Raw genomic sequence first — 21,319 nt, forward strand, 5'->3', positions numbered from 1 at the left:
CCTATTTACTATTAAATAATTTAGATGTTTCCTCAACGCTCTGGCATAGCGCGATAAGCGAGATGTCGGCGAAGACAATCTCTCGCTGGGCATTCACCACAGCCAACTGGGTTTTCAACTCCAATAACTCCCGCCGGGCATTAAACCAACCGGTAAATCCGGTTCTACCAGTCTTAAAAGACGCGTCTATGCTGTTAAGTTTTGTCTCGGCCAGGGGCATCAGATTTTCCCTGATGAGCCGGCTCTGCCTCTGGAGTTCACGCCAGGCGAAAGACTTCTCAGCCAGCACGACCGCCAGGTTAATCTCTTCAGCCGAAAGCATGGCCTGAGCCTGTTTCTGTCCGGCCTGGGCTGAAGCAATTTCCGCGGCTATCTTCTGTCGCCAGATCGGTAGGGTCATACTCACTTCAGGCATCCAGTTTAATTTGTCCTTCTTGGCATCGGTTCCTAACCCAACGCTCCAATCGGGATTCTTTTCCTTATAAGAACGCTCTACCATAACCTGTGCCTGCCTGACTTCGGCAGACAGCGCCTTAAGATGAAGGTTATGTTTCAACAACTCATTTAACAAGTCCGTCTCAGGCGGCAGGATATGCTCGATCAATGCATCGCTTGGCATCGGCGGCTGAGATTCATTAGAAGCGACACCCAACGCCTTACGCCACCTGGCCATTAACGGTTTGAGGGAATCCTCTAAATTAACCAGTTCGTTAGACAGGCGGCTCTGCTCCGACTGGACCATGACAAGTTCTTCGGTCATACCAAACCCGGTCTCAAAGTTCGCCCGGATTGATTTCTCCTGCATCTTAATCAGGAAAACAATCTCTTTAACCAGCCGTATTTTTTCCTGCAGCAAGTAATATTCATAATAAACCTGTTTTACATTGAAGATTGTTTCAAGCAACTGGTGTTCAAACAAGTATCGTTTCTTCCGCGCCTCGGCAGAGAACGCCTCGGCCTCTAGGGCCAACTTACCCTTCGCCGGTATTTCCTGCATAAACCCGACCAGGAATTTCTCCACCGAAGACATTATTTCCGCACTAAATGTCAATTTTGGGTCAGGCAGGGATTGTGCGACCATTATTTCCTCAACCGCCTTTTTCCAGTCGTAGAAAACGGCTTCGGCTTCTGGATTATTCAGGACGGCATAAGTGATAAAATCCGCCAGCGGAGAATCAGGTTTAAGGACAGGCAATGGCGGTTTCTTGTCAGCCGGCCGGTATTTAGCTTCAACCGCGGACAGGGATTCGCGGCCTATCGGCGCCGGACCGGAACAGCCGAATAAAACGATTGAGAGTATAATAAATACGGATATTTTATATATCATAATTTATATGCTACTTATGGCCGCATTTGCAGTCACCTCCCATAGTATCTATATTCTTCAACAGATTGGCCAGAGTCTGTTTATCCAATTCGGAAATAACGCCAATCAAGCAATTAGGCAACCGTTTCATGGCTACATTAAACTTACCTGTCTTATCGGTCCAGACAGGACTGGGGTAAGAGCCATAAACAGATTCAGCTCTACTCAAACCGCCTGACGATTCAAATAAAAGAAACGTTACCGGAGTAGTATTGTACCTGGCATAAATAGCGGCACAAGGACATCCAGCCATTGACTTACTATTGCCGCCTTCTAACCGGAGTTCTTTATTATTCTTAAGCAATGAGCAGCAACATTCATTATCGGAGAGCAGATTCTCAATGCGGAATTGGGCGTTCAATGCGCCGGTCAGGTCTGTACCGGTGATTGGTTTAATATCACCCTGTATGAATGACTGGTGCTCCTGTTCCATAGCAGAAAGCCAATTGGCAGGAATGCCAGCCGGCGCCAGAAAGATGTAGATAACTACCGCCAAAAGGATAACAGCCGCAGCGGCGGTAGAGACGAAATATCCAATCCGCTGCCAGACCAGGCGCTTTTCTAATTCGTAGTTTAATAACTCCTGGGTATGCTGCCAGATGGCATCGTCAGAGGCGCTATTCTTGCTTATAATAGCGGCGACCTTGTAGTCAAGTGCCTCTTCTAGAGCGCTATCAGACATATTTGAGTTCTCGGGCATATTCATATAATTTCTCTTTTAGTTTTGTCCTGGCCCGGGCTAAATAGCCCATCACACTGCCTATAGGCATATCCAAAATCTTGCCAATCTCCTCATAGGAGAATTCACCAACTGAACGAAGCAGGAATACCTGGCGTTCATTATCTGGCAGAGCCACCACCGATTCTTTTACCTTATCCTCCATTGTATCAAGCACTTCTACTAAAGAATCAACAGATAGTGTCATCTCCGGCGCCACTGTTTTCTCACCTGCCCCGGAGGAGTCTTTTAGTTCCTTGGTTTTCTTATGGGCCCGGTTCAGGTTACGCACCACATAATTGGCGATGTGGAACATCCAGACCCGGAACCACTTCTCATCTCCGGAAAACGCTGCAAACTTCTTCCAACCCTCCAGGGCCGTATTCTGGAAGGCGTCTTCCAATTGCTCCTTATTCCAGAGTATATACCTGATATAATTAAGCAGTGGCTTGCGGCAGCCATTCAGCCGGTCTATAAACTCCCTGTGCTTTTGTCTATCCATGTATATAATGTTACAAACACCTGAAAATATTACAACCTTTTAGCAAATCCATTTAATTGTCATAACCGGGAACAGAATAATTGCATTTTTTGCTTGACATTACCGTAAAAGCATCTATAAATATATCAAATATTCAATGGAATAGAGAGGGCTGAATGGATTTTCGCCTGACCGAAGAACAAAAGATGCTCCAGCAGACTATCAGAGAGTTTGCTGAAAGTGAAATCAAACCACTGGCCGCCGAATCAGACCACACTGGTAAATTCCCCATAGAGACCGTAAAAAAATTAGCCGAACTTGGATTTATGGGCATTCCCTTTCCGGAAAAATACGGAGGAGCCGGGCTGGATTACGTCTCTTATGCGGTGGCCGTTGAAGAAATCTCAGCCGCCTGCGCTTCAACCGGAGTAATTGTCTCGGCACATACCTCGCTGGGCTGCGATCCGATATATTCGGCCGGCACCGAAGAGCAGAAACAGAAATTCCTGACTCCCCTGGCTAAAGGCACCAATATCGGATGCCTGGGCCTGACTGAGCCATCCGCCGGCTCTGATGCGGCCAATATCAAAACCAACGCGGTTTTAGACGGCAATAACTGGATTATCAATGGCACGAAATTATTCATCACCAACGCAGCCCAGGCCGATATTGCCGTAATAACCGCCATAACCGATAAATCACAGGGACATAAAGGCATCTCCACCTTCATCGTGGAAAAAGGCACACCCGGATTCAAGGTCGGCAAGGTGGAAGATAAACTGGGCATTAAGGCATCATCTACGGCTGAACTCATCTTTGAAGACTGCCGGATCCCCAAGGAAAATCTGCTGGGGCCATTAGGCGGCGGATTTAAGATTGCCCTGCAGACATTAGACGGTGGCCGGATCGGCATTGCGGCCCAGGCCGTGGGCATTGCCCGGGCGGCGCTTGAAGCATCGGTTAAATATTCCAAGGAACGCACCCAGTTTAATCAGCCCATTTCCAATTTCCAGGCCATCCAGTGGATGCTGGCGGATATGGCCACCCAGACAGATGCGGCGCGGCTCCTAACCCTGCGGGCCGCCTGGCTTAAGGATACCAAGGAACGGTTCTCACAGCAATCAGCCATGGCCAAACTGTTTGCCTCAGAAGTAGCCACTGACGCGGCGCACAAGGCCATCCAGATTTACGGCGGATACGGATACACCAAGGATTACCCGGTGGAGCGCTTCTATCGCGATGCCCGGATTACCGAGATTTACGAAGGAACATCGGAGATACAGAGATTAGTTATTGCCAGTAATTTACTGAAAAGCTGAACAACTAAAGAACCATAAAACGGATAACTAGTATTTTGTTTTATAGTCCTTTAGTTCTTAAATTATAGAGAGTGAGGGGTAATATGGGCCTATGCATTTATCTCAACGGCAAGTTCTATACCAAACGCGAAGAAGCAACGGTCTCGGTCTATGACCACGGATTCCTTTATGGCGACGGCGTATTTGAGGGCATCCGGGTTTATAACGGCAAGGTCTTCAAACTCCACGATCATATCAAGCGGCTCTACCAATCCGCCATTTCCATAATGCTTAAGATTCCGTTTTCCCAGGAAAAGATGGAACAACTGGTGATAGAAACCTGCCGCAAGACCGGACTTAAGGACATTTATATCCGACTGGTAGTATCGCGTGGCGCCGGTGATTTAGGGCTTGACCCGCGCAAGTGTTCCGAGCCGACTATCGTTATTATGGCGGACAAGATTGCCCTTTATCCGCCCGAGAAATACCAGGCCGGCATTAAGGTCATCTCTTCAGCCACCAGGCGTAACCGCCCGGATACGCTTAATTCCCAGATTAAATCATTGAACTATCTCAACAATATCCTGGCCAAGTTAGAAACATTTACCTATGGGGCAGACGAAGCCATTATGCTTAATGACGAAGGCTATGTCTCTGAAGCCACGGCCGATAATGTCTTTATCGTCAAGAACTCCCATAAATTATACACCCCGCCGGCATATCTGGGCATACTGGAAGGTATTACCAGGGGATGTGTCATTGAGATTGCCAAGAAGATGGATTATCAAGTGATTGAAGAACCCTTCACGGTACACGACATTTATACATCCGAGGAATGCTTCCTAACTGGATCCGGAGCAGAACTGATTCCAGTAATAGAAATAGACGATCGTCCGATAGGCGATGGCAAACCCGGTAAGCACTTTAAGAAATTACTGGATGCCTACCAAAAGTTAACCCATAACGAAGGTGTGCCGATCGGGTAATGATTAATTACTTCTTTAGATTCTTGAGAATCTCAGGTAGTTTATTGAGAATTGCCTGTTCCTTAAGATGTTCGCGATAGGGCCGGGCCGGAAACCCGGCTACCATCGTGTTGGACGGAATATCCTTTAGCACACCGGATTTGGCGCCGACCTTAACATTATCTCCGATAGTCACGTGGCCATCCACCCCGCTGTGACCAGCCAATATCACATTCTTGCCGATTTTAGCAGATCCACCGATGACCGTGCCGGCAATAATAAGAGTGTTTTCACCGACCTCCACATTATGGGCGATATGAACAAGATTGTCAGTCTTGACATTTTTCCTGATGATGGTTGAGCCGAACCTAGCCCGGTCAACCGTACAGTTGGCACCTAATTCCACATCGTCTTCAATTACTACGTTACCTCTTTGCGGTAATTTTACTCTCTCGCCTTTTTCCAAGGTAAAACCGAATCCATCAGACCCGACAACTGTTCCGCTATGAATTATTATATTATCACCCAGTATACAATTTTCCCTGATTACCGCATTGGGATAAATTAGGCAGTTTCTCCCGATTTTAACCGAGTGACCAATATAGACATTAGAATAAACAACAGTTTTTTCTCCGACCACAGCACCATTTTCAATAACTGTGAATGCACCAACTGAAACACCTTTGCCTAATTTTACGCCTTTAGCAATAACTGATTTAGGATGAACGCCTTTGGGGGCAGTATCCGTGGGGGGATTGAGACAGTCCACAACCCGGCTGAATGCCAAGTCGGGGTTATCAACCAGAATCACTGCTATGCTTGACGGGGTCTCCTTTAATGCCTGCATCATTACAATAGCTGATGCTTTAGTGCTTTTGAGGAGCGGCAGGTATTTCCGGTTGGTCAGGAAGGTGATATCGCCTTCTTTTGCCAGGTCAATGGTAGCGTAATTTTTGATGGCAACATCCTTACGGCCAGAGACTATTCGGCCTTTAAGTAATTTAGCAATTGCTTCAGCAGTAGGAAATGAGGATCGTTTCATAATATGCATGGAACCTTCGGAGATTTTAGCAAAAGACACCCGTTACCTGTTTTATTTATTCAGTATCTTAATAACATCCTCAGTGATGTCGGTTTCCTTGGGCGCATAAAGAATAGTCCTGATATTTATTTGAACGCTAAAATCTTCCCCTTGAGGTATCGCAGAAAGTGCCGGGTCTGACTTAAAAATAAAAGTATAACCATTATCAACAGCATACTTGCTTATAACATCCCGGATATCTTTATACATTTTAACGGCATGCTCATTAAACCTGTTCCTGATATACTCATTCCAGGCTTTCGTTTTATACTCATAACGCGCCTGCTCCTTGGCTAATTCCTCACTTTTTTCTCGATACAATTCGCTACCCAGCGACAATACTTCTATTTCCTCTCGCAACTTCTTTATGTTCATTAATATTTCTTTTCTAAGCAAATCCTCTTTCTTCCTCTCGCTCTCCAGAATTTTCTCGAATTCTTTGAACTTACCGTATTTATCAAAAACCTCGGCTAAATTAACCACACCAACCTTGAACGGAAATGAACCAATATTCGAACTGGGTTTTACTTCAGTCCCTGGTGTATCAGCCGAAGACGGTTTTACGTCATTTGGCATAACCTGTTCGGAGTCCACCGGCTTGGGCGGAGGCGTTGTTTCATCCTGCGCGATTATAGCTGAATAACAGCCAATCATACCGATTATGACAATTCCGATAATAATACCTGCGATCTTCATAAACATTCTCCTTTTCGAACCTGTTACTCCATACCGATATCTATCGGAATAGAATCTCTCTAAGGTTCTCATTTGGGCACTCTATAATATCCGTATTATAATTACAAGTTTTAGAATCCGAAACCAAGATTCATCTGGACACGCTGAACTTCGTCATCCAGCTGTTGTTTAATAGGATAGGCGATATCCAACGAAATCGGTATCATTCCTATCTGGAATCTCAAGCCGTAGCCAAAAGATGTTCTAGTGGTATTCCAGTTAAGTTCACCCCAGGTATTGACGACGTTAGCCGCATCGTAGAATACGCCAAATCTCATAACTTCCATCGTAGTACCAGCCATTTCCTCGGTATACAAAGGATAAGACAATTCACTATTAAATATCCCCATGATTTTACCACCCACCGGCACGCCATCCTGTTTTGGGCTAATCGTCCGGTATCTAAAACCCCGGGCACTCTTAAATCCACCACCGTAGAATTTTTCAAAGAAAGGCGTAACGTCCGTATCGCCAAATCGCTCCACCTGACCTAACTTAGAATTAATACTAAGGACAATTGGTTTGCCATCCCAATCAAATAAAGTATTATATTTATCAGCCGTGAGAATTGTTTTAGTAAAATCAAAATCACCGCCCAGAAAACCACCAGCATATTCTTCTGACAGATGCACTCTGTAACCGCCACTGGGAAAATACCGACGATTACGGGTATCATTACCGATAAAATAAGTAATGCTTTGCTGGGTATTACTGCCTTCTAAATCCTGAATTGACTGCGGCGCATCCGATTCCACATTGCTAATATCTATCTGTTCAGTACGCGGTCCGGCGCCTATCTGCCAGGTTTTCCAAAAACGCCTAGCCAGGGTAAAATCAATGCTGTCCCGGTCTTCACTATAATCAATCCAATCACGTTCAAATCCGGAAACGTTAAAATCAAATTCTAGTTGTTTATCAAAAACATAAGGTTCTGTAAAAGATAGTCCATATTGCGAGGTTGAGATGCCCGGCTGCCAGGTAAGCCTAAGCCGCTGACCTCCCCCAGCAAATGATTTTCCCGTGAAAAATCCTCCGAAACTTTCGGGAGGATTAGCCAGATCAAAATTTATCTGATCATATTGGATAATACCGCTAAAACCGTAATTGGAGCTGTAGCCACCTCCAAAATTCATCATTCCGGTGGTAGTCTCGTCAACTTTAAGTAAAATATTCTTTAACTGCGCTGAACTCCCTTCTTCTATATCAAAATCCATATCCTTAAAATAACGAGTGCTGCCAACGCGATCCAAACTATCCCTGATTAAACTATAATCCATTAAATCGCCAGGAGCAATTGCCATTTCGCGCCGGATGACTTTGTCCTTGGTTTTATCATTGCCCGTAATTTTTATTTTTTCCAAATAACTGGGTTTGCCTTCTATAACTTCATATGTCAGATCTACAATTGCCGTTTTTGCCGGGAAGTGAGTCTTTATCTCCACATTGCAATCAATATAACCCAATTTACCATAGAGAGTCTTAATGGCATTACTATCCTTGAGAATAGCTTCCATTTCATATATAGAATTCTCTTTCACCGTGGTTTTAGTAAGAATATCAGCGGTGTTTATTATCTTATTGTCAGCAATGGTAAACTTACCCACCTTGTAGCGTTCCCCTTCGTCAATATGAATGGCTATATTAACCCTATTCTTTTTAGCATTAAAAATAACATCTTCAATAAAGACGTTGACATCCAGCCAACCATTATCACGGTAGAATTTCTTGAGCCGCTCCACATCTAAAACAAGCTCTTTCTCCTGGTAATAGGTGGCATTATCCTGTTTTATTGCATTATAAAGCGGGTGCTCATAAAATATCTCATAAAAGACGTTATATGCCTTCCCCCAAAAATATTTAGGTGGTTCGTAAGGAAACGACTTATTCCCGTTAAAAACAATATCGCTTATCTTAACTTTAGGTCCTTCACGAACCGTATAAGTAAGTATCTTGCCTTTAATTCCGGTATCCACACGATAGGTTATGTCAACAAAGTAGTAGCCCTTTTCCAAATATTTATCCGTCAGCGCCTTGATATCTGCCTTCGCCAAGAAGATATTTAATGCCGAATTATCCTTAATTTTAAGAACTTCTTTTAATAAATTCAGGGAAAATTCATCTACTCCCTCAAATTTAACTTCCAGAATCATTATAGATTCTTCCACTGTAAGGATAATCTTTACTTTAGTCCCAGAGTCCACATCTTCCACCTTCCAATCAATCTTGATAAAAAGATCACTATCATAAAGCCGACGAACATCCTCCTCAAGGACTGCCTGGGAAAAAGCCCCACCCTTTTTGGACTGTAGTTTACTTAATACATTCTGAAGATTAACTTGTTGCAATCCAACAATTTCTATAGAGTCAATAACTGACGCTTTTTTAGCTTCTTTAGCTGGAGACTGGAAATCTGTCTTAGGTGCTGAAGTGTTTTTAGACGATTCAGCAGGATTTTGGGCATATAATATGACGCCACATAATAAAATCAGGCAACCAAACACAATCTTATTATAAACCAGCTTGTTCATCATAGATCTTCTTCCATCATCTGAACTTCTTCTTGAGTGAGGTCCTCAAAGCGATAGAATTCCTTTAAGAATGCAACAGGGACATTCTCGCCGGATGGACCATTTCTTTGCTTGCCGATATTAATATCACATTTATTTTTAGTTGTTTCATCATCCGGGTTATACATTTCGTCACGGTAAAGAAGGAAAACAACATCCGCATCCTGTTCAATGGCGCCAGATTCACGTAAGTCTGAAAGTCGAGGTCGGGGGTGTTTAGTAGAAGTAGGCCGCCTCTCTGGTTCCCGGCTTAATTGGGCCATTGCAACTACTGGTATTTCAAGTTCTTTGGCTAATCCTTTAAGAGATGATGAAATATAGGCTATCTCTCTTTCACGGTTATCAGCATCTTCCCATCTCATCAATTGCAAATAATCAACAATAATTAATTGAATGTCATGCTGGCTCTTCAGGCGTCTAGAACGGTTTCTCAACTCGAAGACCGAAAGCCCTGAAGTATCATCAATAAAAATTGGTGAATCTTCTAAAACGCCACAGACATCAAGAATGTGACGACGCTCTTCTTCGGAAAGCATTCCACTCCTCAATTTAGTACTGTTAATCCTTGCCGTGGAACAGAGAAGATTTTTGACTATCTGCTCGGATGTAACCTCAAGGGTATATAGAACCACTGGTTTTTTGCCCCTCATTGCAATATCATCAAGAAGACGTAGTGCAAAACTGGATTTACCGCTCCCTGGCCTACCGGCCACAATAACAAGTTGAGAAGGATGCAAGCCACCAGTCAAATCATCTAATCTAGTCAATCCAGTAGTTAACCCGGTAACTCTTTCAGCCTTATCCCTAATTTGACTGAAAACATTCTTAACAATCTGCTTGATATTAACCACCTCGGATTTGTCTTTTTCCTGCGCAAGTTCAAAAATGTTTTTCTGGGCATCTTCCAGTAGTTTTTCCGACTCTACTTCTCCACGGCTGCTTCTTTGCAGAATATTATTGGAAAGGTTTATCAATTCTCTTAGGATGTATTTTTCCCTGATAATCTCGGCATAAAATGTAGCATTACTGGATGTCGGAACCGATTCCAAAATGGTAACAATGTTTTCAATTCCGCCAGCCCGGTCAAGATTCCCCTTCTTTAGAAGCTCATCCTTAAGAATAACTACATCAAAAGAACGCCTCTGGTCATACAATTCCACCATCGTATCAAATATTAACTTGTGAGGCAAGTGGTAAAAATGACTGGATTTGATTATCTCGGACACGTCACCCAACTGATTATTATCAAGAATCAGCGAACCGAGCAGGGCACTTTCGGCATTTAAATCATATGGATATTGAAAATCACCAACCGTTGTTACTTTGGCACTGTGAATGGTTTCTGTCGCCATAATTTTATTATTTCTCTTAGAGCCACCGGCTATAACCATCTATTCTCTAAGACTCAGCACGAGGTGTCTTTGCTTCCGCTTCCTCTACGACCCATAAGCGACAGGTGGCTGAAATTTCAGGATGAGGCTCTATCTTAATACGGTAAACACCCAATTCTTTTATCGGCGTTTCCATTTTTATCATCTCATCTTTAATGCCAGTGATATTCTCTTTAGCCAAAGCATCAATAATTACCTGGGGTGAAACAGAACCAAACAGAACGCCCTCTTCATTTGCCTTTACTTCAATTGTACAAGAAGCGTTTTCTATCTTTACGGCCAGCTCTTTAAGATTACTCACCATTTCAACCTCGGACCGAACCAGGCGTTTCTTTTCTCTTTCCAATTCTAAAAGGTTTTCTTTGGTCGACAGGAACGCCAGTTTTTGAGGAAAAAGATAATTACGGGCATAGCCCTTTCTGACCTTAACTACTTCACCACGATTACCCAGGGTCTTAACATCTTTTCTTAGCAATACTTCTATTACAGCACTCATCTATCTACTCCCTATCTCATTCCCGGATATGGTATCAAAGCCATATACCGGGCTAATTTAATGGCATTTTCCACCTTCCGCTGGTGTTTAATACAGTTACTGTTGCGTCTGCGGGTTGTTATTTTACCCTGCTGATTATGAAACTTTTGCAGGGCTTGCGTGTCCTTGTAATCTATTAACTTATTTTTATCCTTACAAAAACGACATTTACCCATTTTCTTAAAACTCTGCTTCGGCCTTCTACTCTTAAACTTCCCTTTTAATTCTTTCTTCATCATTCTCATCTTTTTTCCTATCTAATATATTTTAACGGTTAGCACGGTATAAATAAGCGTAATTTTGGCGTCTATAAGCGCCGGCTAATATTAAAAAGGGATATCATCGTCAGTTCCAGCGTCAGGCAATTCATCCGGAGACGCTTCTTTTGAAGACATTTCTTCCCTTACTGTCTCCTCACCACCCATACCATCGTTCTTTGGCTTAGCTCCGATAAATTTAACCTGGTTAGCCACCACTTTCATTTTAGAGTGCTTCTGCCCATCTTTTTCCCATCGGTCTAATTGCAATCTGCCCTCAATAAATACAGGTCGACCCTTCTTAAGAAAGGTCGCACAATTCTCAGCTTGCTTTTTCCAAACCACGATATCTATAAACAAAGGGTCTTCCTTACGCTCTCCGCTGGAAGTAAGATACGAATTATTTACGGCCAGCCCTAACTTGCAAACAGCCGCTCCTTGTGGCGTGTAGCTCAATTCTGGGTCACGTGTTAAATTACCCATCAACAAAACTTTGTTGAAATATGCCATCGGTTTCTCCTTATTTTATTTCTTGGTTTCGGCGGTTATAGCGCTGGCCGACGCCACTGGCTCTTTACAACTACTCAGCATCTTTTCCTTCATTGACGGCTCTATAAATAAAATTAACGACCTGACAATAACGGTTGATAAATCACATTCATTCCTGATTTTTGAGATATTCTCCGGCTCGGTCTCAAAATATGAAAGATAATAAGTACCGCGCCGGTGTCCTTTTATCTTATAAGCCAGATTCTTATCAGCCCATTTCATCTCTTTAAGTATTTTTGCGTTATACTTGTCCAACATGTTATGGATATATTCGGGCATTTTGCCGTCCTTGCTAGCTGTTGACGGATCAACAAGAAACATCGCCTCATAGGTTTTCATCATAATTCTCTCCAATCAATTATATTTGTTCATACTTTTTTCAATGCCGTTTTGTATATAAAACACTATTGCTTCAACAGCGCTATTTAAAGCCTGCTTTATTTCCTTTTCCTCTGTCACTGTAAACTTATCCAACACGAAATTCATTGGGTCAACACCATCCGGCAACCCAATACCAACCCGTAGCCGGTGGAATTTATTATCGCCCAGTTGCCCGATAATTGACTGCAATCCTTTGTGGCCACCACTGGAACCTTCACGCCTGAACCTAACGGTTCCTATCGGCAGGTTATAGTCATCTAAAACTACCAATAAACCATCTATCGGCTCTGAAAAATTCTGTGCTATAACAGCCGCAGCCGTCCCAGAATTATTCATATAGGTCTGCGGCTTTACCAACAGAACCTTTTCATTTGAGACCGTTCCCTTACTCACCAACGACCGATACTCCTCTTTCAGCCGAAAAGTTTTGGTTATCCCTGCATACCATTCGGAACAAGCCAATTTGTCAATAACCATAAACCCGACATTGTGTCGAGTCAATTCATATTTCTTGCCCGGATTACCCAATCCTATAATAATTAACACGAGTTATTTCTTATGTTCCTTAGATTCCTTGGGCGTTGCGGCTTTGGCATCCTGTTTGGCAGCCGGAGCCTTAGCGCCCGCTTCACCTTCAACTTCTTCAACCGGTTTCTTTGCGGTAATCACTTCCGGTTCTGCTGGAGCGCCTTCAGCCGGTGTCGGCGGTGCAACCTCTTCCACCTTCGGCAGGTGCACACCAGCCACCGCCACCTCCGGCACAACCGTGGTAGTAACGCCCTTAGGCAATATCAAATCTTTAACCCTAATCAAGCCATTTAATTCAAGATTGCCAACATCCACCTCAATTTTCTCGGGAATAGCCGTAGGCAGGCATTTAACACTTATTGATTTAAGTGTATGTTCCAGCACACCGCCTTCCTTAACACCTTTAGGAACACCCTTGAGAACAATTTCTATCTGAACCGTAATGAATTCGTCCATAGCCACACGGGCAAAATCAATATGCGTAATATACTCTTCGGCTGCATTGTATTTGAGTTCCTTCACCAGAACCTTCTCGGTTTTATTCGGCAATACCAAATCAACAAGCCGCGCAGTATGCCCAAGCAGTTTTAACGCTTCTTTTTTATTCACCACTAACGCCTGGTTGACATCCTTGCCTCCGTATATAACGGCCGGAACCAAACTCTGAAGACGCATTCTGCGGCATTCCTTGGTGCCCTTCTTTTCTCTTAATTCCGCCTTCACTGAAATCGTTTCCATAGAATCATTTTTCTCCTAATCTATCATATAAATAGCGAGCTCACCGATTCGCTGTTATGGATTCGCCTGATGGTTTCACCCAGCAAGTCAGACACGGATAACACCTTTATAAACGGTCTTACTTTAGACGGGCTTAAAGGTATCGTATCAGTAATAATCACCTCTTTAAATTTCGCCTTGGCTAATTTATCCAAGGCATTGCCGCTCAGAACCGCATGAGAGGCGCAAACATAAGCGTTCTTAGCGCCTTTGGTTCTTAAAACCTCAGCTGCCTCGCTGATGGTCGTGGCTGTCGATATCATATCATCAACCAGCAGAACATTCTTGCCCGCCACATCGCCGATAATATGCATTACCTCAGTTTGTTTGGAACCGATACGCCTCTTATCAACAATAGCCAGTTCGGCATTTAACTTCTTGGCATACGACCGCGCCATCTTGATGCCGCCCACATCAGGCGAAACCACCGTCAGGTTTGGTATATTCAGCCGTTGAAGATAATCTATCATTACCGGCGCGGCATAAAGATGGTCCAGCTGGATATCAAAAAACGCCTGTATCTGCGCGGCGTGTAAATCTATAGTCAGCACCCGGTCAACCCCGGCCTTGGTAATCATATTGGCCACCAACTTGGCGGTAATGGGCACACGGCCTTCGGCCTTGCGGTCCTGCCGGGCATAACCAAAATAAGGCAATACCGCAGTCACCCGTTCAGCCGAGGCGCGTTTCAGGCAATCTATGATAATCAGGAGCTCCATCAGATTATCATTACTCGGCGTGCAGGTCGACTGAATCACGAACACATCAGCCCCGCGCACGTCGTCATTAACCTTAACCTCTATTTCGCCGTCCGGGAAGGTGCCGATATGGATATCGCCTACCTTGACACCTAATTTAGCGCAAACCTTGCGGCTTAAGGCAGCGCTGGCCCTGCCGCTGAAAACCTGTAATCGATTTCTTAAGCCCATCATTTTAGGTTTCTCCTTATTTTCCGCCAGAGGCGGATCCGTCTTTGGAGGACAATACTTGAGCCGGTATGCCCACCACGGTCTCATTATTTCCTACGTTCTTGCCTCTGGTCACGACCGCCCCGGCGCCGGTTTTAGAGTTCTTGCCCATCTTTACCGGGGCCACCAGAATAGTCCCGCTGCCGGTCGAGGCGCCGTCCTCGATAATTGTCTGCTCTTTGCTAATACCATCATAATTGGCCGTAATGGTACCGGCTCCGATATTGACATTATCACCGATAACGGCATCGCCCAAATAACTCAGGTGTTTGGCTTTAGAATGCCGGCCCAGCCGGGTTTTCTTGGCTTCGGTAAAATTACCCACCTCAGCCCGATCCTCCAGAACCGTCCCGCCCCTTAAATGGCTGAACGGTCCGACCTCGCATCCTGAGCCAATCACCACATTAGAATGTATCACAGTAAAAGGATACACTATTGTATCCCTACCAATCGTTACTCCTTCCTCAATATAGGTATTTTCCGGAGCAACAACCGTTACGCCTCCTCTGATAAAATCGTTTATTATCCGCCGGCGCATTATGGCACCGGCCGTATTTAATTCCTCAATTGTATTTACGCCCAAACATTCAGCCGGGTTACTCGCCCGAAACCCATCTATCTTCTTACCTTCCTTGGCCAAGATATCTATTACCTTGGTCAGGTAATACTCGCCGTTGGCTGTATTGGGCATCACCTTATCCAAAGCCCGAAAAACATCCGGGCTAAAGATATAGGTTCCGGAATTTATCTCCTTTATCCTCTTTTCTTTCTCGCCGGCTTCTTTTGCCTCTATAATGCCTTTAACATTCCCTTTTTTATCTCGCACCATCCGCCCATAAGCCGCCGGGTTATCTAACTCGCAAGTAAGAATTGTAGCCGCTGTCTTAGGCGAATCCTGATGTGCCTGAATGAGCTCCCTCAACAATCCGGCACTCAATAATGGTGTATCGCCGCAGAGCACCAGAATCAATCCATCAAACGATTCTAAAAAGGACCGTGTCCTGCCTAAAGCATCGCCTGAGCCATTCAATTGATCCTGGTCAACCCACTGGATATTCTCACCCTTAAAGGCATCCTTTACCTTATCCCGTTCATGGCCTACAACGACATATGTCTTTTCTACACCGCTTAATTCATTGAGCGTTTTAAGCATGTAATAAAGCAACGGCTGGCCGCATATTTCCTGAAGCACTTTGGGGCGGTCCGAACCCATCCGCGTCCCCTTGCCAGCGGCCAAGACCACAGCAGCAACCCTAATCTTACCTTTCTTCATTTATACCATCCCGGGTTATATCCGCAAAATGTTATTTGTGATCATCAACCGGAGGCGTATGTTCCGGCGCGGTATTCTCAGCACCAATAAACTTCTCCAGTTCCTCTATGGCTACATCCACGCCATCCTTCTGGGCTTTTAACTGCTTCAGGAGGATTCCAACCGATGCCTGAAGATTCTGGCTGAGCTTCACCATCGTCTCTTCCTTGATGGCGGCCAGGTCTTTAAGGGCGACCTTGATATCTTCCAGCCGCTTCTCTATCTCTTTCATCATCTTCTGTTCCCGGTCATACATCTGGATATCCACGTAACTCTTCAGAGCATAACTTGATTCTATATTGGCAATGCGTTTGGATGATTCCATCTCAAACTTGCCGATAGAATCCTTCACCTGCTTGGACAATTCCGCGGTGGTCTCTTCTTTGCTCTTCTTGACTTCCTCAAGAACGAAACCTTTGGAGGCGCAGCCGATAAACATGCTGCCACCCAATAAAAGTGCGCTGCCCATTACTAACAACTTCCTCATATCTCCCCCTCCATTAGTGGCTGTTAGTCATCTGCCCGCATGGGCGGATGGCGTTATAGCCACTTATGTCCCGATGAATATCGGGACTACATTATTATCTATTTCTTTTCTCTTATTTCTTCAACAAGAGCGGTTAATTTCACTTCTTTCTCTATTCCGGTCGCCATCTCTTTAAGTTTAACTACATCTCTGGACAGTTCGTCCGGTCCGAGCACCGCCACAAACCGCGCCTTAAGTTTATCCGCGTTCCTGAACTGGGCCTTGACGCTCTTGGCCTCGTAATCCATATCAGCGCTGATTGATTCATTCCGCAGCTGTCTAACCACCTGAAACGCCTGCGCACCCAAAGTCGGGTCCGTGGTCACGACATACACTGCCAGCGCCGATTGGCCAATCTCCTTTTTAACAACATTCTTCAGGACTTCAATTACCCGCTCCAAGCCGATGCCAAACCCAACGGCCGGAGTGGCCGGACCGCCCATTTCGGCAATCAGGTTGTCGTACCGGCCGCCGCCACAGAGCGTATCCTGGGCGCCCAACCCGGAGTGGGTTATCTCGAAAACCGTCCGGGTATAATAATCAAACCCCCGGACCAGATGATTGTTCAAGCTATAGCTTATCTTGCTATCATCCAGCCCTTTTCGGACCGCCTCAAAATGCCCCTTGCAACCCGGACAGAGGTATTTCTCTAAAGGCTCAATTTGAGACCCAATTTCATAACATTTCCTGTTCTTGCAGTCAAGAATTCTCAGGATATTTTTGCTAAATCTGCGCTGGCAGTCCCCGCACAAATCAGCCGTTGATTTGGACAAACTATCCCTGAGCGCCTCGCTATATGTCTCGCGGCATTCAGGGCAGCCGATAGAATTTATGCTCAACCGGTAATCCTTGATGCCCAGCGCCTCAAAGAATCTCAGCGCCAGGTCAATCACCTCAACGTCCAGCAAGGGATGGTCGGAACCCAGCGCCTCAACGCCGACTGAATGAAACTCACGTAAGCGGCCTTTCTGTGGACGCTCATATCTGAACAAGGACCCCAGATAATAAAACTTTTGGAATTTCTTAATCTTATCCAGATTGTTTTCCAGGTAAGCCCGAACCACCGGCGCAGTCAATTCCGGTCTGAGCACCATCGCATCCTTATCATCGGGCTCCTCTTTCCGTGATTGTAATAAATACATCTGCTTTTCCACCACATCGGATGTCTCGCCAGCCGAGCGGTTAAAGACAGAATAAAACTCCATTATGGGCGTGCGGATCTCAGAATAGCCGTATCTGCCGAAAACATCCTTGACCGTATCTTCAACAAACTTCCAGAGCCCCATCTGCTCCGGCAGAATATCCTCTGTCCCTTGCGGCTTTCTTAATTTCATATCCCAATGATATTAAAGCCATTCATCAATATCAAGAAATTCAATATGAATAATAAACCGGACATGCTTTATCCCAGGGCTTCTGTAATAATCTTGTAACTCCGTTCCGTGTCATCTCCGGGTTTGCATTCTATCCATTTTATATCCGGGAAGCGCCGGAACCAGGTCATCTGCTTCCGGGCTAAGTAGCGGGTGCCCTTCTTAACTTCCTCTTTGGCCACCTCTAATGTGATCTCTCCATTCAGATGCCTGATAACCTCCTTGTAACCGATGGCCTCCCCGGCCTGCTTACCCAATCCTTTGCCAGAATTAATTAAACCTTTAACCTCTTCCACCAACCCAGCATTAAACATCCGCTCCACCCGCTCATCAATCCGCAGGTATAATTCCTCCGGCTTCCATTTCAGGCCAACCATCTTCACCGAATAGCGCAACTCGGTCTTGCTAAAATGGGTTTGTAATGACGAGATGGTTTTGCCGGTCAGGCGATAAACCTCCAACGCCCGGATAATCCGCTTGCGGTCATTGGCATGAATCTTATCCGCCTTAGCCGGGTCAACCTTTATTAATTGCTCGTAGAGAAATGCCAGCCCCTTTTCCGAGGCGGCCTTTTCTAATTCGGCTCTTATTACTGAATCAGTGCCTGAACCGGAAAATATCCCGTAGAGCCACGCCTTGAGATACATCGGCGTGCCGCAGACCAACAAAGGTTTCCTGTCCCGTTTGTTAATATCCGCAATTGCCTTATCGCAGTCACGGACAAACTTAGCCACATTATATTCTTCATGCGGTTCAACTATATCTATCAGGTGATATCGTAACTTCTTCTGCTGTTCCGAAAACGGTTTGGACGTGCCGATATCCATACCCCGGTATATCTTCATCGAGTCAGCCGAGATTATTTCGTAATCACCCTGATTGGCGATTCGGGAGGCAAGGGCGCTCTTACCGCTGGCGGTCTGGCCAATGATTATCCTGAGCATACCTTCCACCTTTAGTAATCATGCGGCGGTTTAGAAGGCAAATCCGGGTCTATGGTATGATCGAACTTGTCCTTGATGTCATCCATGGTCTGCTTGGGGACAAAACGGGTATGCAGCCAGTAACATAAATAAAGGAAGAAACCGATAATGATGATGAATTCAAACGGACTGAAGACCTTGGGGGTAATACAGGCATTGATGGTATCGGCAATCCCACTGACCACTCCCTGCAAAATAGGTATCTTCTTGTAACTGGACAGGAAATCAGCCGCAATCTTGACGCCCTTGACGCCGATTAACACCGCGGCAAACAGCGCGCCGAAGAAAGCGATATTCCGGCCCAGGAAACCTCTCAGCAAACGTTCGGTCATGCGCCAGACCAGCCAGACCAGTCCGGCCGTGGTCGCGCAGGCAAAAAGAAACGCCACTACGCTATCAACTATCTGCCAACTTGTCGGTTCTGTCATACTAAACATTCCTTTCCTTTAAAGGGGTCAACCCCGCACATAATAAACATTTTAAGTATCTCATCATCTATCACCAACGGCTTAACCACTTTCCATCAAGATTGTTACCATCATTTATGTGCGGGGTCAATTAAATACCGCTAAAAAACTTGACTCCATAATCCGATACTATTATACTATGATAAAGAGCCAGAAGATACCCCGGCTTAGCCCGGCGTTGAGCGGATTATTAGAAAGTAAAGCAACAATGAAGAAACCGCCGCAGACCGAAGAAGTATTCAAGCGGTTTGAGATCGGATTATATGAAGCCGCCCTGCGCTCAAACCCCAATAATGTCGAAGCCCTCCGTTCCCTGGGTTATATCTATTCCCGCGAAGGACTGCATGACAAGGCCGTGGAGATAGACAAGCGCCTGGTCCGGCTCCTGCCTGAAGAATCCATTGTCCATTACAACCTGGCCTGTTCATACTCCCAGCTCAATAATCTTGAGGGCGCCTTGAGCGAACTGGAGATGTCCGTGCTCCTGGGTTATAATGATTGGAAGCATATGGACGGCGACAAAGACCTGGACAACCTCAGAAAAGACCCCCGCTACCAGCAAGTGATGTCAGCGCTCAAGAAGAAGTACATTGTCTAAAAGTAGACAGTATACAGTAGTCAGTAGACAGCAAAAAGAAATGAAAAACGCTAACTCTATTGTGCTATTATCCGGCGGACTTGACTCCACGGTTTCCCTGGCCCTGGCTATCAGGAAAGGACTCCAAGTAAAATTAGCCCTGACCTTTGATTACGGCCAGAAATCAGCCCAACAGGAAATCCGCTCGGCCCGGTTCCTGTGCCGAAAGTATCACATAAAGCACCAGGTATTCAACCTGAAATGGCTGGGCAAACTTTCCCGTAATCCGCTGACTGATAAGAAACAGCCGGTTCCCAAGCGTATGGCGTCTCATCTGGTCTGGATTCCCAATCGCAATGCCCTGTTCATAAATATCGCGGCCGCATTTGCCGAGGCGCTGGGCTATAAATACATCATCACTGGATTTAATAAAGAAGAAGCAATCAATTTCCCGGACAACTCCATCCCCTTTATCAATGCCGTCAATAAGACACTCAAATACTCCACGCTCAAAGGCAATGTCAAGGTAGTCAGTTTTACCGCTAAGATGGACAAGAAGCAAATGACCAGCCAAGCCCTGAAGTTAGGGCTACCGCTGAACAAACTCTGGAGTTGTTATACGGGCGGCCTGCCTGCCGGTAGGCACGGCAAGACTCCCTGCGGGGTCTGCGAATCCTGTTTACACCGAGGCGGCAACGCCACTCCCCCTTAATGAGACTGTGTCATAATGTCATTGCGAGGAGCGGAGCGACGAAGCAATCTCATGTTTCCCTCATAAAATAGAGATTGCCACGCTCCCGGAGTTTACCCCGTCGTATGACGGGGGTCGCTCGCAATGACAAAAAAAATGGGTTGCGACACAGTCTCAACAAAGGGGGTCAGGGGGTTGTGGGCATTTCTAAGGGGTAATTCTTACCGCAACTTATTAAACTTCATAGAGTTAGGTTATCTTACCCTTATGTCTGTATTTCTTCCCCGGAGTCCCGGATTTCTTTCCGGGAGTCCCGGATTTCTTTCCGGTAACTACGGATTTCTTCCCTGTAACTACAGATTTCGTCCCGGTAGCTACGGATTTCTTCCCCGTAACTACAGATTTCTTCCCCGTAACTACGGATTTCTTCCCTGTAACTACAGATTTCTTCCCTGTAACTACGGATTTCTTCTCCGTAACTACGGATTTCTTCCCTGTAACTACGGATTTCTTCCCCGATGCATCGGAATCTTTCCGCCCTAAGACGGAATCTTTCCACCCTAAGACGGAAACCTTCAGCCCCTGGGGATAAATCACTTGTTTATGGCCTGTAGTCAATCGGCTCTGGCTTATAGTCAACTGTCTATGACTTATAGCCAATCATCCCTGACTCAGGTATAATCATCCTTGAACCAGGTACAGTCGTCCCTGACTCAGGTACAGTCGTCTCTGACCCAAGGGGATGTCCTTATAACCCGTGGCGATGCCGCGAAGCTCATAGAAAGGTGAATAA

Annotated in this window: 24 protein-coding genes; 4 read left to right on the forward strand and 20 right to left on the reverse strand. The window is 45.4% G+C overall.

Translation table 11 applies throughout. The features are described from left to right. Position 1: 1 nt before the first annotated feature. Genes HZA49_11055 through HZA49_11065 form a run of 3 tightly spaced genes read right to left on the reverse strand, consistent with a single transcriptional unit; the run spans position 2 to position 2,586 of the window. Positions 2-1,327: a TolC family protein gene (locus tag HZA49_11055; protein ID MBI5779973.1), complete on the reverse strand. Its 1,326-nt coding sequence runs from the start codon at positions 1,325-1,327 to the stop codon at positions 2-4. 10 nt (positions 1,328-1,337) lie between these two features. Next, positions 1,338-2,072, reverse strand: coding sequence for a hypothetical protein (locus HZA49_11060; GenBank protein MBI5779974.1), 735 nt, complete (start codon positions 2,070-2,072; stop codon positions 1,338-1,340). Further along, positions 2,041-2,586, reverse strand: coding sequence for a sigma-70 family RNA polymerase sigma factor (locus HZA49_11065; GenBank protein ID MBI5779975.1), 546 nt, complete (start codon positions 2,584-2,586; stop codon positions 2,041-2,043). The genes HZA49_11060 and HZA49_11065 overlap by 32 nt, the downstream gene beginning before the upstream one ends. A gap of 155 nt (positions 2,587-2,741) precedes the next feature. Here HZA49_11065 and HZA49_11070 point away from each other — a divergent pair, with 155 nt between their 5' ends. Together HZA49_11070 and ilvE are read left to right on the forward strand one after the other, a co-directional pair. Next, a complete protein-coding gene (locus HZA49_11070) occupies positions 2,742-3,884 on the forward strand; it encodes an acyl-CoA dehydrogenase (GenBank protein MBI5779976.1) in 1,143 nt (380 codons plus the stop codon). 83 nt (positions 3,885-3,967) lie between these two features. Next, the gene (ilvE, locus tag HZA49_11075) at positions 3,968-4,849 is read left to right on the forward strand and encodes a branched-chain-amino-acid transaminase (protein MBI5779977.1); all 882 of its coding nucleotides are present in this window, start codon (positions 3,968-3,970) and stop codon (positions 4,847-4,849) included. A gap of 7 nt (positions 4,850-4,856) precedes the next feature. Here ilvE and lpxD read toward each other — a convergent pair whose 3' ends face one another. The 16 genes from lpxD to HZA49_11155 all read right to left on the reverse strand — a co-directional run bounded on the left by lpxD (position 4,857) and on the right by HZA49_11155 (position 19,219). Then, entirely contained in the window at positions 4,857-5,870 is a 1,014-nt protein-coding gene (lpxD, locus tag HZA49_11080; protein MBI5779978.1) for a UDP-3-O-(3-hydroxymyristoyl)glucosamine N-acyltransferase, read from the reverse strand. Between the two features lie 51 nt (positions 5,871-5,921). Then, complete coding sequence (locus HZA49_11085; GenBank protein MBI5779979.1) at positions 5,922-6,605, reverse strand: OmpH family outer membrane protein; 684 nt, start codon at positions 6,603-6,605, stop codon at positions 5,922-5,924. 110 nt (positions 6,606-6,715) lie between these two features. After that, positions 6,716-9,175, reverse strand: coding sequence for an outer membrane protein assembly factor BamA (bamA, locus tag HZA49_11090; protein MBI5779980.1), 2,460 nt, complete (start codon positions 9,173-9,175; stop codon positions 6,716-6,718). Then, positions 9,172-10,563, reverse strand: a complete 1,392-nt coding sequence (dnaB, locus tag HZA49_11095) for a replicative DNA helicase (GenBank protein ID MBI5779981.1) — start codon at positions 10,561-10,563, stop codon at positions 9,172-9,174. The genes bamA and dnaB overlap by 4 nt, the downstream gene beginning before the upstream one ends. 46 nt (positions 10,564-10,609) lie before the next feature. Next, positions 10,610-11,086, reverse strand: a complete 477-nt coding sequence (gene rplI, locus HZA49_11100) for a 50S ribosomal protein L9 (GenBank protein MBI5779982.1) — start codon at positions 11,084-11,086, stop codon at positions 10,610-10,612. Positions 11,087-11,109: 23 nt separating this feature from the next. Further along, entirely contained in the window at positions 11,110-11,376 is a 267-nt protein-coding gene (locus HZA49_11105; protein MBI5779983.1) for a 30S ribosomal protein S18, read from the reverse strand. A gap of 87 nt (positions 11,377-11,463) precedes the next feature. Continuing rightward, positions 11,464-11,904, reverse strand: a complete 441-nt coding sequence (gene ssb, locus HZA49_11110) for a single-stranded DNA-binding protein (GenBank protein ID MBI5779984.1) — start codon at positions 11,902-11,904, stop codon at positions 11,464-11,466. Positions 11,905-11,919: 15 nt separating this feature from the next. Beyond that, positions 11,920-12,285, reverse strand: coding sequence for a 30S ribosomal protein S6 (rpsF, locus tag HZA49_11115; GenBank protein MBI5779985.1), 366 nt, complete (start codon positions 12,283-12,285; stop codon positions 11,920-11,922). Between the two features lie 12 nt (positions 12,286-12,297). Next, positions 12,298-12,870: an aminoacyl-tRNA hydrolase gene (locus tag HZA49_11120; protein ID MBI5779986.1), complete on the reverse strand. Its 573-nt coding sequence runs from the start codon at positions 12,868-12,870 to the stop codon at positions 12,298-12,300. A gap of 3 nt (positions 12,871-12,873) precedes the next feature. After that, positions 12,874-13,590: a 50S ribosomal protein L25 gene (locus HZA49_11125; protein ID MBI5779987.1), complete on the reverse strand. Its 717-nt coding sequence runs from the start codon at positions 13,588-13,590 to the stop codon at positions 12,874-12,876. A gap of 23 nt (positions 13,591-13,613) precedes the next feature. Beyond that, positions 13,614-14,558 carry a ribose-phosphate pyrophosphokinase gene (locus HZA49_11130; protein ID MBI5779988.1) on the reverse strand — a complete coding sequence of 315 codons (945 nt, stop codon included), beginning with the start codon at positions 14,556-14,558 and terminating at the stop codon, positions 13,614-13,616. A gap of 16 nt (positions 14,559-14,574) precedes the next feature. Beyond that, entirely contained in the window at positions 14,575-15,870 is a 1,296-nt protein-coding gene (locus HZA49_11135; protein MBI5779989.1) for a bifunctional N-acetylglucosamine-1-phosphate uridyltransferase/glucosamine-1-phosphate acetyltransferase, read from the reverse strand. Positions 15,871-15,901: 31 nt separating this feature from the next. After that, positions 15,902-16,396 carry a hypothetical protein gene (locus HZA49_11140; GenBank protein MBI5779990.1) on the reverse strand — a complete coding sequence of 165 codons (495 nt, stop codon included), beginning with the start codon at positions 16,394-16,396 and terminating at the stop codon, positions 15,902-15,904. A 98-nt stretch (positions 16,397-16,494) separates the two neighbouring features. Further along, positions 16,495-17,769, reverse strand: a complete 1,275-nt coding sequence (locus HZA49_11145) for a histidine--tRNA ligase (GenBank protein ID MBI5779991.1) — start codon at positions 17,767-17,769, stop codon at positions 16,495-16,497. A 68-nt stretch (positions 17,770-17,837) separates the two neighbouring features. Further along, positions 17,838-18,752, reverse strand: a complete 915-nt coding sequence (gene miaA, locus HZA49_11150; protein MBI5779992.1) for a tRNA (adenosine(37)-N6)-dimethylallyltransferase MiaA — start codon at positions 18,750-18,752, stop codon at positions 17,838-17,840. An 11-nt stretch (positions 18,753-18,763) separates the two neighbouring features. Further along, the gene (locus HZA49_11155; GenBank protein MBI5779993.1) at positions 18,764-19,219 is read right to left on the reverse strand and encodes a hypothetical protein; all 456 of its coding nucleotides are present in this window, start codon (positions 19,217-19,219) and stop codon (positions 18,764-18,766) included. Positions 19,220-19,397: 178 nt separating this feature from the next. On the opposite strand from HZA49_11155, the gene HZA49_11160 reads away from it, so the two are divergent. Then, a complete protein-coding gene (locus HZA49_11160; protein MBI5779994.1) occupies positions 19,398-19,856 on the forward strand; it encodes a tetratricopeptide repeat protein in 459 nt (152 codons plus the stop codon). Between the two features lie 40 nt (positions 19,857-19,896). Further along, on the forward strand, positions 19,897-20,547 hold the full coding sequence (gene queC, locus HZA49_11165) for a 7-cyano-7-deazaguanine synthase QueC (protein MBI5779995.1): 651 nt from the start codon (positions 19,897-19,899) through the stop codon (positions 20,545-20,547). 228 nt (positions 20,548-20,775) lie between these two features. Here queC and HZA49_11170 read toward each other — a convergent pair whose 3' ends face one another. Beyond that, positions 20,776-21,144 carry a hypothetical protein gene (locus HZA49_11170; protein MBI5779996.1) on the reverse strand — a complete coding sequence of 123 codons (369 nt, stop codon included), beginning with the start codon at positions 21,142-21,144 and terminating at the stop codon, positions 20,776-20,778. Between the last annotated feature and the right edge of the window lie 175 nt (positions 21,145-21,319).

It is taken from the genome of Planctomycetota bacterium (assembly GCA_016235865.1).
GTDB lineage: Bacteria > Planctomycetota > MHYJ01 > JACQXL01 > JACQXL01 > JACRIK01.